The organism is candidate division WOR-3 bacterium, from assembly GCA_039804165.1.
Lineage (GTDB): Bacteria > Hydrothermota > UBA3072 > UBA3072 > UBA3072 > JAFGHJ01.
This window is the reverse complement of record JBDRZZ010000005.1, coordinates 17,485-32,455: the sequence shown is the minus strand read 5'-3', so window position 1 is coordinate 32,455 and position 14,971 is coordinate 17,485. Positions and strand designations below refer to the sequence as shown.

Genomic DNA, 14,971 nt, shown 5'->3' with positions numbered 1-14,971 from the left:
TTTCAGTAGCTTACAATAATAGAAATAATACAAAACCTTAAATTATAATAAGGAAAAGGAAAACAAATTAGTTAAACTTTTCTATTTTTTATTTGGGATATCTATTTGACTTATAGGCTCTTAGGTTTTTCGCCATATTGACAAAACACAAAAAAAAGATATTTTTAAAAACAAGAATTAGGAACTCAATCAAACATCATAAAAATAAATCAAACCAAAGAGGAGGATATCAAAAATTGAAAGAATTAGCTTTAGGAATAGATGTTGGATCCACGAACATAAAAACAGGGCTTGTTTTAAAAAATAAAGTAAAGGAATTTAAAACTCTTCCTTCTAATCAAGAAAAAATTTTAGAAGAGTTGGTAGATATAATTAAAAGTTATAATTCCTTCCATTTTTCTGTAATTGGTGTTGGATTCCCTGGATTCATTGAGGATGGAAAAGTATACAATGTAACAAGTTTATCCTCTATCTACGGGTTTGAACTACAAGAATATCTAAGAAAGAAAACAAAATTCCCTGTTTATGTGTTCAATGATGCCAATGCTTACATCTTTGGAGAAGTCCTAGCTGGAAATGGAAAAAATGCCAAAATTGTTGTGGGTTTAACTCTTGGGACAGGAGTCGGTGGAGCCATCGTGATAGATAAAAAAGTATATAAAGGAACTCAAGGGTTCGCCTCAGAATTTGGGCACATGATAATTGACTTAGAGGGTCCTGAATGTCGGTGTGGAAACAAAGGTTGTCTTGAAGCTTTTGTTGGAGGCTATGCCATATCTAATCGTTATAAAGTCCTTTCAGGAAAAGAGAAAAGTGTTAAAGAAATCTTTGATGAAGCAAGAAAAAGAAAAACAATAGCCTTAAAGGTAGTAAATGATTTTGGCTTCTATCTTGGAGTTGGAATTAATAACATTGTTAAAGCCTTAGACCCAGATTTAGTTATAATAGGAGGAGGTATAGCAAAAGCAGGAAATATGATCTTAAAATTAATCAAAAAAAATCAATCTTTGGAGTCCCTTAGCTTTAAAAAAGTTAAAATAAAAATTGCAAAATTACAAGATAAAGCAGGAATTATTGGGTCCGCCAATTGGGCTCTCTTAAAGCACAAAACCTCTGAATAATAACCCTCTCTTCTTATTCTTAAAATATTAGGATTAAAAGGCGGATTTTATTTTGGAATTAGCCCTTTAACTTGAATAGAATATAAATCCCATCTTGAATTCAGAATTAGATTCATAAACCTTGAAACATCTTTTTGTTGGACTAATTTTCCTATATTTTAAATATAAAAAAGTTAGAAAAAATTAAACTGTTGACTTTTTCTAAATTATTATTAATTATAATAATCCACTATATAAAAATAAAATTTAAGGAGGAGGTTTATGAAGTTTAATATAAGAAAGGGATTGCTTATCTTCTCATTAATTCTTATGTTTGGTTTCATTGGTAAAGCAAGTGCTCAAAGAACTCTCAATATAACACCGGAAGGACAATCAATTAAGGTTGATAGCTCTTTAAATTTAACTGCGACTGCTTTATGGAATGGAAATCCTTATGCTAATAGAATTGTTACTTTTTCGGTAATCCAGGGCGATGGTTCTGTATCTCCTTTAGTAGATACAACAGATGGAGCTGGTCACGCATACACAGTATTTACTGCAGGACACACTGCTGGAATCAATAAAGTTTATGGATGGTATAGATATCGGACGTGGGGAGGAGGATGGCAATATGTCCGGGATACTCTTGATATCGAGGTAGTAGCTGGTGATTTAAATGGAGTGAGGATTACACCCGTGGATACTGTGGTTCCTGTTACAAATCAAGTAATAGTAGTTGCTGAGTTAGTAGATGCTTATGGAAATCACATAGATGCAACGGACACAACGGATATTAGTTTTACTACTTCTGGTTTAGGAACTATTGGCCCAAGGTCATTGACTCCTGAGAATAAGATTCAGATGGTCTATACCACGGATGATTTAATTGCGGTAGATACAATAACAGCCACAACAAAAGAAGGTGGCTTTACGGATGAGACTTATATTACTACAATTGGTGGAAGTCCAACGAGTGCAGTTCTGAGTGCTGAAGATTCAACTGTTGTCGTTTCTAATAAAACTGAAATAGAACCGTTAAGGATTCAGCTTTTTGACCAGTATGGCAATCCGAGTGCTTATGCTAATTACTATGAAAATTTAATGTATGAGGTGATTTTTACCTGCTCCGAAGGAGCGGGTATTGTTGCCCCGGATACCGTAAATGTTGATCCTAATGGAATAGCAGAAGTGAATTACCTTTCCTCAACGGTGGCTGGTGTTTATACAGTTACAGGAACAAGTGGAGTAGCCTCCGATACTATTCATATAACTCAAATCCCTGCTCCTCTTGCTAGTGTAGTTCTTTCACCTGACTCAGCTTTTATCCCTGCAGGGAGTTCTATTACACTTACAGCAGAAAAGCTTGACCAGTATGGGAATCATATTGATGCAGCTGATACAACAGATGTTTTATTTATTAAAATAGATGGAAAGGGAACCTTAGGAGCGAGAACCTTATCAGATAGCAATAATGTAAAGATAGATTATACTTCCTGTGCCACAGAAGCTGATACCGCTCATATAATGGCTTACACTGGAGGCCATGCAGATATAGTGGTTGTCTTCAATGAAGGACCTTTTACCCTTCACCATTTCTCTCTTTCAGTTAAACCTGATACTCTTTATGTCTCCGAATATGCTATGGTTGAAATAACCGCTAAAGATAGGTATGATAATACAATTACCTTTTACACAAACCCTGATCCAGTTACACTTTCCCTTATTGGAACTACAGCAGAACCCTCCCAAGTTTCATGGATTATCTTAGGAGACACTTTAAATGAACTTTCTGCAAACATTCCAGAAAGCTCTTTTGTTGCAGGGATCTGCACAGTTTATGTTACAAACAAGAAAGCAGAAAAGATAAACGGTGTAAAAGCCTTAGATAAAGAAAGCCATACAGGAACATCTTCCGAAATAACTTGGCTTTCCAGTGGTTTGGATAGATTCCTCGTGGAACTTCTTTCTGCCAAAGTGGATACGATAAGTTTAAATGACACAACGAATATTCGGGTAATAGCTCTTGATACCTTTGGTAATATCACCAATTTTGGGTTGCCGATTGACGTAAGGTTAAGTGCAAGTAAACCTGGGGTTGTATTCCCAGGCGGAGAGATACAAACTCTTCTCAACCCGGTCGATTCGTTCTCATTTATTGCTCAGATAGCTTGTTCTGAGTTAATAATAACGGTTACGGACACTTCAAATTCAAATATTTCTGGAAGCTCAAACCCGATCGTGGTTATAGATGAAGGTTCCGGTATAGGAGAACTTCCTCTTGTCTCAAATATAAATGCGAAATTTGGAAGTGGAGAAATCTTATTCTCTTTAGCAAAAGAAGGGCTGGTTGAGATAAAAGTATACAACAAAGCAGGAATAGAAGTCGGAACGCTCATCCACAGAATAATGAAACCCGGATATTACCAGACATCTCTAAAAGTATTAAACATCCCAACTGATATATACTTTGTTTTAATGAAAGGCCCTGATATTAGAAAAGAAGTAAAAACGGTGTTAATTAGGTAAAACAAGAATTTTTTAACAAAACAAAAAGAAGCGGTCCCGCTTCTTTTTGTTTATTTCAGAAAACCATAATGCTTCAATAAAAGTATAAACCACTCCCCATTCAATAGAATTTCCCTATAATAAGAATTTTCTATAAAAATACCCCTTGACAACTGAAAAGATACCCATATATTATCATTTGCTATGACTGACCAGTCAGTTAGAAAGAAACAAATAATGGAGGTTGCGAAAGAACTTTTCGCAAAAAAAGGGTATTATGCTGTCACAATGGAAGAAGTAGCTAAAGCTTGCAATGTTGCGAAAGGAACGATTTATCTTTATTTTGATTCTAAGGCTACTCTCTTTATAGAAATTTTTGAAGAAGCTCATAGGAAAATTATAGAAACAGTGCAAAGCATTATTAAATCTGGCAAAGCTTTTTTCGACATGATTTTTGAAGTTTTTGATTATTTTGAGAAATTTATAAGAAGGGACGAATTTTTTATTAGATTTGGTAAGGTCCAAAAAGGCTTCAAAGGAAGTCATATCCCTACTGAGTGTTTTCAAAAAATAAATGAATCTGTGATTAAATTGATTAAGTCTTTCGAAAAAGAAGCTGTAAAAGCTATCCAGAAGTATATGCCTAATAGTAAATTAAATCTTAACGACCTTTATGAAATAATTGTTGCAATGATTTTAGCTATTGAACACTCTGACTCAAAAACATTGAAAAATACTGCTATTTCTGTTCTCTTAAATGGAGTGAAAGAGGAGGTCAAATGCTAAGAATTAAAATTCCCTTTCTTCTATTACTAAATTTTGGCTTATTCTCTTTAACTTTTAAGGAAGCAAAAGAAATTGCTCTTTCCAAAAATAGAGAGCTCACAATCTCAGAACTTGAAGTTAAAAAAGCAGAGCTTGTAATGAGAGAATCTTGGGCTTCTTTCTATCCTACAGTCAATTTTCAATCCAGTTATACAAGACTCTTAAGTGTTCCACAATTTGAGATGGAAACACCCTTTGGCAAGCAGTACATATCTCTTGGGTATCCTGACAATTTCAAAAATTCCCTTCAAATTACTTTTCCCGTTTTTACATTTGGGAAGAGGCTTATTGCGAAAGAAATTGGGGAAAGAAGCAAAGAAATTCAAGATTTCCAATATCAAGCTGATAAGATTAGCTTATTAAAAGATCTTGTTACAGTTTATTATGGAGTAGTGGTTGCAAAAGAAGGAGTAAAGATTGCAGAAGAAGCCTTAGAAAGAGCAAAAGCACACTTAAATACTGCTCGGATTCAGTATAGTGTTGGGAGAATTACAAAACTTGACTTACTTTCAGCAGAAACAGAATACAACAAACAAAAAACTGAATTGTTAAATGCAAAAAATGGTCTTACTCAGGCCCATTCTGCTTTAAATATAATGTTGGGGTTTCCTCTTGATTCCGTTGTAGAGATAGAAGACAAAATGGAAGTTGAAATTGACAGTTTTAATTTGGATTCTCTTACAATTTTAGCTCTAAACAAAAGACCGGAAATCCAAAGCATTAAAAAGTTAACCGAGCTATCAAACTTAAGTCAATCATTACAATATCTTTCTTTCCTCCCAAATGTAATTTTCAGTGGAAATTTTTCTTATGACAAACCACACGGATTTATAAATGAATGGGACAATGATATCACAGCCACAATAGCAATTACTTTACCAATCTTTGAAGGATTTTCAAGAACAAATAACATTAAGAAATATAGGCTTTCTGTGGAACAAGCAAAAATAAAAAAGGAACTTGTTGAAGAAGGAATAAAAATGGAAATAAAAAATTTATTTCTTACTTATCGTTTACATAAAGAGAATTTAAAACTTGCGGAAGAGCAATTGAAAAGGGCCAAAGAAGCTTACCAAATGGCAGAGACGCAATACAAAATAGGTTATATATCAACTCTTGAGTATAAAGACATAGAATTAGGATATAGAAGTGCAGAATTTGCACGGCTAAACGCTCTTTATAATCTTATTGTTTCAAAAGAACAGGTTAAAATAGCCACAATGATGAATTAGGAGGTAGTATGAAAAAATGGATTTTTATTATTCTCTTCTCTTTGCTTTTAATTGTTCCTGGATTAATTAGATTAAGAAGGAGAATTCATAAAACTGAAGAAATTACTAAAGGTGTCCCTGTTGTTGTTACCGTTGTTAAACCTAAAGAGGTCGTGAAAATTATGAGTTTCTCTTCGCAAGCAGAAGGAATTGAACAAGCTAGAATTTATCCTGACATTCCAGGGAAGTTCCTAAGATTTACGGTAAAAGATGGAGATTGGGTAAACAAAGACCAAATCATAGGATTTGTTGAGCAAGATATTCCAGGAGTAGAAAGGAAGCCAATTGCAGTAAGGAGCACAATCTCTGGAATAATCTCCTTAAGAGTAGTAAATAAAGGGGAGCTTATTCGTCAAGAAGACCCTATGTTTCCAGAACCTCCTCTTGCAGAAGTCGCCAGAATAGACAAAATAAAAGTAGAATTCAACGTTCCCGAGAAGTTTTATATTAAAAACGATTTACCGATAAAAGTTGAAATACCTTCTCTATCTAAAATTTTTGAGGGAAAAATTGTAAAGGCTTCTGTTTTTTACAACTTAAAAACAAGAACTCAAAAAGTCGTAGGAATAATTCACAATCCAAAAAAAGAAATCCTACCAGGGATGTTTGCAAAAGTATGGGTTGAGGTAGCACGAGAAAATAATGCAATTTCCTTGCCGATTGATGCTGTTTTGGGGCTTGAAGAAAAATTTGTATTCAAAGCAGAAAAAGGAAAAGCTATTCTTACCCCTGTTGAGACAGGATTTACAACCGATAGCGAAATTGTAATAAAGAAAGGGATATCTCCTGGAGATACAATTATTATTGTAGGACAAGATATTGTTAAAGATAGTGTAATTATTGATATAAAGGAGATAAGATGATTAGAGGAGCTGTAAATCGTCCAGTTTTAACCGCTGTATGTTTTGCCATTTTAATCCTTTTAGGAATTTTTGGATGGACAAAGTTGCCCGTTTCTTTATTCCCTGATATCACTCTTCCAAGCTTAATAGTCTTAACAGAATATAGAGGCGCTTCTGCTTTCGACGTAGAGGAACAGATTTCCAAAGTCTTAGAAGACGCTCTCAGCAGCCTATCAAATTTAAAAACTATAAAATCAGAGTCCAGAGAGAATATTTCACTTATCACCCTTGAATTTGAATATGGAACAAATCTTGATGAGGCAGCAAATGACGTTAGAGACGCTCTTGGATTTGCTTTCCTTCCAGAAGATGCAGGAGAACCAAAATTACTAAAAATATCAGGTTCAATGGCTCCGGTTATAGCATTTACAGTTTCCTCTCAAAATCCTGGGATTGATCTCAAAAAAGTCTTAGAAGAAGAAATCTTAGACGAACTCGAAAGGGTTCCCGGGGTTGGTTCTGCAGAATATTGGGGAGGTGGAGCATCAAAACAAATAAATATCGATGTCTCTCAGGTCAAACTTGAAGAATTTGGAATTTCACTTCTTCAAATAGTTCAGGTTCTTAAGGCAAACAATTTGAATTTTCCTTTAGGAAAATTGGAACAAGGAGGTGTTGAATACAATCTCCGTCTTCCTGGAAAATTTAAAAGTCTTGAAGAAATCGAAAAAATTGTTGTGGGAGTTAGTAATGAAAAATTGGTAGAATTACAAGACATTGCAACTGTGAGTTGGGGCGTAGAAGAAAAAAGGGGATATTTTAGAAGAAATGGAGAAGATGCAGGAATGTTCGGAATTTTCAAAAAGCCAGGAGCAAATACTGTCATAGTTGCAAAATTGGTAAAAAAGAGAGTAGAAGAACTTACCAAAAGATATCCTGGTTTAAATTTTGAAGTTATCTTTGATCTTTCAAAAATTGCAGAAGATTCGGTAAATAATCTTAAGAATACAATCTCTATAGCGGTTCTTCTTGTTATTATTGTTTCTTTTTTACTTCTAGGAAATCTTAGAGCAAGTTTAATAATTGCGATTACAATCCCAATTTCCTTAATTATATCTTTTATCTATTTATACTTATCAGATAGCAGCCTAAATATTGTTTCTCTTTCTGCAATTGCAATTGCAGTTGGAATGGTTGTTGACAATGCAGTTGTCGTTCTTGAAAATATCTATAAACATAGAGAATTAGGAGAAACTCCAAAAGAAGCTTCTATATTTGGAGCCCAAGAAGTGACTCAAGCAATACTTGCTTCCACTCTAACAACAATTGTAATATTTTTGCCTCTGATGCTTACAAGAGGATTTGTTTCAGTTCTTTTTAAAGAACTCTCCATTACAATGCCATTAATGCTTTCAGTCTCTTTAGTAACCGCAATTACCTTTATTCCTATGATCTCTGCCAGATTTCTAAAAATGGAAAACAAAGAAAGTCTTGCAGATAGATTTTTCAGTATCTTAGAATCTGGATATTCTAATATGTTAGATTGGGTTCTATCAAATAAAGGAAAAGTAATAGGAGGGTTCATAATTGTTTTCTTGCTGGGCATTTTCTTATTTAGATTCGTTCCCCTTGATTTCTTCCCAAACACAGGAAGTGATCAACTTCATGGAAAAATTGAACTACCTGAAGGAACAAGATTAGAGAAAACAAACGAAATTGCAAAAAAAGTGGAAGAACTTATCTGGAAAGAAGTCCCTGAAACAAAAAGTATTACGACTGCAGTAGGAGGAAGTGGAGGAATTTTTGGTATGACAGAAGGTTCTCATACAATTACCTTATACATTACAATTGGGAAAACAAAAAAAACTAAATTTCAGATTGCAGATGAACTTAATAAGAAAACCAAAGGAATCCCTGGAATAAAGGAATCCAAATTCACTGTTATAGGTGGTATCTTTGGAGGAGAAGAAGAAATCGCATTTGGAGGAGCCCCTATTGAAGTTGAAATTATTGGAGATAACCTTGAAAAAGCTGATTCTCTTGCAGAGGTCCTAAAAGAAAGGCTTTTAAATGTTGAAGGGATCTCTTCTATTGAAATCTCAAGGAAAAAAGGAGGAAAAGAACTCTGGCTCATTCCACAAAGTTCTGAAATGTATTCTTATGGATTCTCAGCTTATTCTGTAGGATATGAGTTAAGAACGGCGTTCTATGGAACTGAAGCTGGAAAATTTAGTGAAGAAGGAAAAGAATACCCAATTATTGTAAGACTAGACAACGAAAGCAGAAACTCTTTTGAAACAATAGACAATTTTCAACTTAGAAGCCAACTTGGAACACCAATCCATATTTCAAACTTTCTTAAACCTATGGAAAAAAGAGCTCCAATTTCTATTGAAAGAAACAACAAAGCACGAACCGTAAGACTAAAAATAAGTGTATCTGGGCCTCTTAGTGTTATAATGCAAGAAGTAAAAAAAGTCGTTGATTCTTCTTCTATCCCAAAAGGTCTTACTATTAGCTATGGAGGACAGGCAAAACAACAAATGGAAACTTTTAAGAGTTTGGTATTCGCAATAATCCTTGGAATTATCCTTGTTTATCTTGTGATGGCAGCCCAATTTGAATCTCTATTAGACCCATTTATCATAATGTTTTCCCTTCCCTTTGGATTTGTGGGAGTTGCTCTTGGTTATTGGATAACTCTCCAATCAATGAGTCTTATGGGGATGGTAGGAATTGCAATGCTTGTTGGAATTGTTGTTAATAACGCAATTGTTATGATTGATTTCTTTAATATTTTAAGGAAAAGAGGTATGGAACTTGTTGAAGCGGTTAAAGAGGGAGCAAAAAGAAGGCTGCGTCCCATTCTTATAACTTCAGGAACCACGATTTTTGGTCTTTTACCTCTTGCAGTTTCAAGAGGAACTGGTTCCGGTTTATGGAGATCCCTTGGAATTTCTGTTAGTAGTGGCATGATAGTATCCACTTTAATAACCTTGTTCTTAATTCCGACTTTATACACGATTTTTGAAACAAAGATAAAAAGGAGCTTAGAATGAAACAGATAGAAATTATAATATTTATGGGTTTAGAAGACCAACTCCAAAGTATCTTAGAAGAAGAAAAAATTGATGAATATTTCATCATACCAAAAGTTATAGGAAAACTTAAAGGAAGTGAGCCGAAACTTGATACTCATATATGGCCAGGATTTTTCGTTCAGTATAAGTTCTGTTTGGAAGACAAAAAATATGAAAGTTTTCGAAAAAAGATTGAAAAGAAAAAAAAAGATTGGATTAAAGAAGGATTCTTATTTACAGTTAGAAAAATCGAAGAAAGATGTGGAGGTTCATAATGATAATTTACATTTTATTTTCAATTACGCTTGGGATTGAAGGTGGCTTTTTCGAATTAAAAGGGAAAGATGTTGTCTCCCCTTCCTTTGGACCTTCTTTTGGAATTTTTTGTGATTTTCCTCTTATTCCTAATCTAAGCTATACTCTTTCTCTTCAAAAAGGAAGTGGAGGTGCCTCTACCAGAACTGCTGCTATTTTTTATGATTCATTAGGAGTTGGAACTGTTCTTTCAGGAGTGGTTGGAGAAGAGTTTAAATACAATAAGGGGATTCTCTCTACAAACTGGCTTCCTTTTAGTAAAATAATTTCTCCTTCTCTCTCTTTAAGATTGGGTCTTATCTCATGGAGTTTTGTAAGTGAAAAGGAAATAGCTAAAAGTCTTAACGGAAACGAGTTTAAGAAGATAAGTCTTTTTATTGGAGGAGGAGGGGGGGTAAGAAGTAATCTTTTTGGATTCCTCTTATCAATAGAAGCTTTTGCCGATTTCATATTTTCTGAAGATAAAGATTGGGAAACCGGTTTTGGGAATTATGATGATAATGAGTGGTCCACCGAGTTAACCTTTAGAGTAGGTAAGCAATTTTAAGGAGGTGATAATGATACTTTTGCTATTAGGTTTATCCACAGGATATCTCTCTTTTGATAGAGACTATACCGTTTTCCTTAGAATAAATGAACTTAATGATAAAACAGGTCTTCCAATTCCATTTAAGGAAGAAAAATGGGGCTTTGGAGGCTCTGTATTTGTTCTTGATAATCATCTCGCAATGTCTGGAAAATTACTAAGAGGGAATGAAACAATGGATCTTGACTCTATCTTTTTAAATCTCTCCTTTAATACGAAATTAGTTGAAATTGGCTATGGGGGAGTTTTTTCTCCATTTATTATTTCCATTAATGGCGGAGGTGGATATTCCACACTAAATCTTAACTCTAATAAAGAAAACTTAAACATTAATTTTTCCGAATCTTTAATGAATCCTATGGGAGGAATATCATATAAAAGTTCTTCTTTTGTTTTATCTATAAGTGGGATGGGGATGCTTGCAATCTCAGATTACTTAGGATTAGGTGTTTCTCTTGGTTATATTCATAGTTTAAGAAGTCCAGAATTAACTTTAGAAGGAGAAAAAGAATTGGAGGTCCAAGAAGCTCCAAAATTTCCACTTCATAAATGGTATATAAAGCTTAGTATTACAACAGGAGATTTCACAAGTTTATTAGAAAAATAAATTTTCCATTCAAACTTTTTTAAACTCCTTGCGAAAAAATTAAGTTATCTTATTTTTTTTATATGACAGGTAAATTCAAACTTTTTTCCGATTATAAACCAACAGGGGATCAACCAGAAGCCATAGAAAAACTCGTAGAAGGCATAAAAAAAGGAAGGAAGCATCAGGTTCTTTTAGGAGTAACAGGTTCAGGAAAAACATTTACTATGGCAAATGTAATTGAAAGGTTAGAACTTCCAACCCTTGTGATTTCTCATAATAAAACATTAGCGGCTCAATTATATGGAGAATTTAAGCAATTCTTTCCAGAAAGTGCTGTTGAATATTTTATTTCTTATTACGATTATTATCAACCAGAAGCTTATATTCCAGAAAGTGATACTTATATAGAAAAAGATGCATCCATTAACGAAGAAATAGAACGCTTAAGATTAAGAGCAACAACCTCTCTTTTGCAAAGAAAAGATGTAATTATCATTGCTTCTGTTTCCTGCATCTATGGAATTGGCTCCCCAGAAGACTTTTCAAGTCAAACAATAAAGATTTTTAGGGATATGGAGATAGAGAGAGACGAACTAATAAAAAAATTAATTGCAAATCAATACAAGCGGAATGACATTGAATTTGAACAGGGTAATTTTCGGGTTAAAGGAGATATAATTGATTTATTTCCTTCTTACGAATTTAAGGGTTATCGCATTGAGTTCTTTGGAGATGAAATTGAGCAAATATACTCTATAGACCCGATAAGCGCAAAAAAGTTAGAGGATGTAGAAGAACTTTATATTTATCCAGCAAATCATTTTGTTGTTCCAAGAGATAGGACTTTAATTGTTATAGAAGAAATAGAGAAAGAACTTGAAGAAAGAATAAAATATTTTCTTGAAAGAGGAAAATATGTAGAAGCGCAAAGAATAGAAAGTAGGACACGCTATGACATTGAATTTTTAAGAGAAGTTGGGTATTGTCCCGGAATCGAAAATTACTCAAGATACCTATCAGGAAGAAAAGAAGGAGAACCTCCTTACACACTAATAGATTATTTCCCATCTGAATTTTTAGTTATCATTGATGAGTCTCATAGAACCATCCCCCAAATAAGAGGAATGTATGAAGGAGATAGATCGCGAAAAGAAACCTTGGTTGAGTATGGATTTCGTCTTCCTTCCGCTTTGGACAATAGACCGTTAAATTTTGAAGAATTTCTATCAAAACTTGATAAGGTAATTTACGTTTCTGCAACCCCTCAAGAATGGGAAATCAAGAAATCTGGTGGAGTAGTTGTAGAACAATTAATTCGCCCTACTGGAATTGTAGATCCACCAATAGAAATAAGAAAAACGGAAAATCAGGTTGATGATCTCATAGAAGAAATAAGAAAAGAAGTTGAGAAAGGAAATAGGGTTATTGTAAACACCTTAACAAAGAAGTCTTCAGAAGAACTTACAGAATATCTAATAGAAGTTGGCTTAAAGGTTAGATATATACATTCTGAAATAGATGCCCCAGAAAGAATGGATCTAATAAGAGGACTTAGATTAGGAGATTTTGACGTCCTTGTTGGTATAAATCTTTTAAGAGAAGGGTTAGATTTACCAGAAGTAACTCTTGTTGCAATTCTTGATGCAGATAAAACAGGCTTTCTTCGTTCAGAGATCTCTTTAATACAATTAGCCGGAAGAGCCGCTCGGAATATCGAAAGTCGTGTAATCCTTTATGCTGACGAAGAAACTTCTGCTATAAAAAGAGCAATTCAAGAGATTGAAAGAAGGAGAAAAATCCAGTTAGAATATAACAAAAAACACAACATTACTCCAACAAGCATAAAAAAAACTCAGGAACAAATAATGATGACAACTATGGTCGCAGGAGAAAAGAAAAAGAAAGAGGAGATAAAAATAGAACTCAAAATACCAAAAGAATTTTCATCAGAAATAGAAAAGATAGAAGTTCTTGAGTCTCTTATAGAGGAAATGAAAAAAGCTGCAGAAGTCCTTGAATTTGAAAAAGCAGCAAAAATAAGAGATGAAATAAGGAGGATAATGCGTGAACAGATTAGAGAAAGAAAAGGTTCTCCCCTTAATAAGACAAGCATTAAAGGAAGACATAGGTGAAAAAGACATAACAACCGAAAAAATAGTTCCTAAGAATCACATATCTTTTGGAATAATTAAAACCAAAGAAAGAGCTGTTCTTTCTGGTCTTGAAATTGCAAATTGGGTTTTTAATGAGTTAGGAAAAGTAGAAACAGAAATTCTTGTAGAAGAAGGAGTATGGATTCCTCCAAGAGAAATTATTCGTCTTAAAGGAAATACTAGAGCAATTCTTAAAGGAGAAAGAGTTGTTTTAAATTTCATTCAAAGACTAAGTGGAATTTCCACTTTAACAAGAAAATTTGTAGAAAAAATAAAAGGGACAAATGCTTTAATTCTTGACACCAGAAAAACAACCCCTAATCTTAGATATTTAGAGAAATATGCGGTTTGTGTTGGAGGAGGAAATAATCACCGAATGGGACTTTACGATAAAGTCTTAATAAAAGACAACCACATAAAAATTGCTGGAGGAATAGAAAATGCTCTTTCTTTTGTAAAAGGGGAAATTGAAGTTAGAACTATAGAAGAAGCCAAAAAGGCTATCGAATGTGGAGCAACTCATTTGCTTTTAGATAATATGTCTTTAGAAGAAGTAAAAAAAGTTGTCCAAATCGCAAAAAAGAAGGATATTACTCTTGAATATTCTGGAAACGTAACTCTACGCAACGTAAGGAAAATAGCAGAAACCGGAGTAAATTATATCTCTATTGGGGCTTTGACTCATTCTTATAAATCTATAGATCTATCTCTTTTAATAAAATGATAATAATACTCATAATTTCTTTATTTGGAGATGATAACACTCTTTATTTGATGGATAAAAGCTCCTCTTTTCTACCCATAGAAAAAGAGATACAATTTCTCTCCTCTAAGAATGGACTTAAAGTAATAGAAAACCGGCTTGGAAAAGATATATGGTCTTGGACATATAAAGCAAAATTCTGGATCCCTCTTTCTCAAGTTTTTTTTCTTCAATATAATTTCAGCAAAAAGGAAGAAGATGAATTTGAAGAAGAGCATTTATTCAGATTAAGATGGGTAAATAGCAAAAATCCTCTTTCCCTTTCTCTCCTTATTTCAAAAGAAAAATACATAGGGATTGGAATTGGATTCTGGAAAGAAATAAAAAACAATCACTCTTTAAATATACTTTCTCAAAATAATAATTACTTAGAAGAAACCCCTATTAAAATTAATTTGGAAGGTATTATAAGCAATGGAGAAGCCGATTTGTTTTACAATTATTATAAAAGTCTTGATAAAGGAAATATGGAAATAACAAACATTCTTTATTACAGGTTGATTGAAAAGTTTCACCCGGGAATCCTCTTAGAATTTTCAAAAATGGATACATTGAAAGAAAAGAAAATAAACCTTTTTACAGAACCTTTTGTAAATATAAAACTCTCACAAAAAAATTTATTTTATTTAGGACTACCAATGAATTGGAAAGCAATTGAGAAGGACTCTCTTTTTTATAAAAGAAGGTGGTTGGGAATGAGTTTAATTTGGAATTTTTCTAAATCAGAGTTGATTTCTTTTGAAACAGGATTCCAAAAAACGCGAAGAGAATTAAACGAAAAAAAAGAAACTGAGCAAAGAGCTATCTTTGGAGTAGAAATAGATTTTTCCAAAAATACTGTTTTAATTATCCGTCAAGGTATAGAACTTGATTTTCCCCTACCAAGAAAAATAAGAGAATATAATAATCATACCTATCTAATTCTAAATCATTGTTTTTAAT

General features: G+C 33.4%; 12 protein-coding genes. All 12 read left to right on the top strand.

The genetic code is table 11. The annotated features are described in order from the left end of the window. Positions 1-236: 236 nt before the first annotated feature. The 12 genes from ABIN61_03320 (at position 237) to ABIN61_03265 (ending at position 14,970) form a co-directional block, all read left to right on the top strand. On the top strand, positions 237-1,121 hold the full coding sequence (locus tag ABIN61_03320; GenBank protein ID MEO0293238.1) for an ROK family protein: 885 nt from the start codon (positions 237-239) through the stop codon (positions 1,119-1,121). A gap of 261 nt (positions 1,122-1,382) precedes the next feature. After that, positions 1,383-3,626, top strand: coding sequence for a hypothetical protein (locus tag ABIN61_03315; GenBank protein MEO0293237.1), 2,244 nt, complete (start codon positions 1,383-1,385; stop codon positions 3,624-3,626). Between the two features lie 183 nt (positions 3,627-3,809). Then, positions 3,810-4,391 carry a TetR/AcrR family transcriptional regulator gene (locus ABIN61_03310; GenBank protein MEO0293236.1) on the top strand — a complete coding sequence of 194 codons (582 nt, stop codon included), beginning with the start codon at positions 3,810-3,812 and terminating at the stop codon, positions 4,389-4,391. Then, positions 4,385-5,662, top strand: coding sequence for a TolC family protein (locus ABIN61_03305; GenBank protein ID MEO0293235.1), 1,278 nt, complete (start codon positions 4,385-4,387; stop codon positions 5,660-5,662). Before ABIN61_03310 ends, ABIN61_03305 begins: the two co-directional genes overlap by 7 nt. Before the next feature lie 8 nt (positions 5,663-5,670). After that, positions 5,671-6,564, top strand: coding sequence for an efflux RND transporter periplasmic adaptor subunit (locus ABIN61_03300; GenBank protein ID MEO0293234.1), 894 nt, complete (start codon positions 5,671-5,673; stop codon positions 6,562-6,564). Then, positions 6,561-9,602 (top strand): efflux RND transporter permease subunit, encoded by a 3,042-nt coding sequence (locus ABIN61_03295; protein MEO0293233.1) that lies wholly within the window; start codon positions 6,561-6,563, stop codon positions 9,600-9,602. Before ABIN61_03300 ends, ABIN61_03295 begins: the two co-directional genes overlap by 4 nt. Then, the gene (locus ABIN61_03290) at positions 9,599-9,898 is read left to right on the top strand and encodes a PG0541 family transporter-associated protein (GenBank protein MEO0293232.1); all 300 of its coding nucleotides are present in this window, start codon (positions 9,599-9,601) and stop codon (positions 9,896-9,898) included. Before ABIN61_03295 ends, ABIN61_03290 begins: the two co-directional genes overlap by 4 nt. Next, positions 9,898-10,485 carry a hypothetical protein gene (locus ABIN61_03285; protein ID MEO0293231.1) on the top strand — a complete coding sequence of 196 codons (588 nt, stop codon included), beginning with the start codon at positions 9,898-9,900 and terminating at the stop codon, positions 10,483-10,485. Before ABIN61_03290 ends, ABIN61_03285 begins: the two co-directional genes overlap by 1 nt. A 10-nt stretch (positions 10,486-10,495) precedes the next feature. Next, on the top strand, positions 10,496-11,131 hold the full coding sequence (locus ABIN61_03280; protein MEO0293230.1) for a hypothetical protein: 636 nt from the start codon (positions 10,496-10,498) through the stop codon (positions 11,129-11,131). Positions 11,132-11,193: 62 nt separating this feature from the next. Beyond that, positions 11,194-13,245, top strand: a complete 2,052-nt coding sequence (gene uvrB, locus ABIN61_03275; GenBank protein MEO0293229.1) for an excinuclease ABC subunit UvrB — start codon at positions 11,194-11,196, stop codon at positions 13,243-13,245. Further along, positions 13,178-13,990 (top strand): carboxylating nicotinate-nucleotide diphosphorylase, encoded by an 813-nt coding sequence (gene nadC / locus ABIN61_03270; protein ID MEO0293228.1) that lies wholly within the window; start codon positions 13,178-13,180, stop codon positions 13,988-13,990. The genes uvrB and nadC overlap by 68 nt, the downstream gene beginning before the upstream one ends. Continuing rightward, complete coding sequence (locus ABIN61_03265) at positions 13,987-14,970, top strand: hypothetical protein (GenBank protein MEO0293227.1); 984 nt, start codon at positions 13,987-13,989, stop codon at positions 14,968-14,970. The genes nadC and ABIN61_03265 overlap by 4 nt, the downstream gene beginning before the upstream one ends. Position 14,971: the final 1 nt, after the last annotated feature.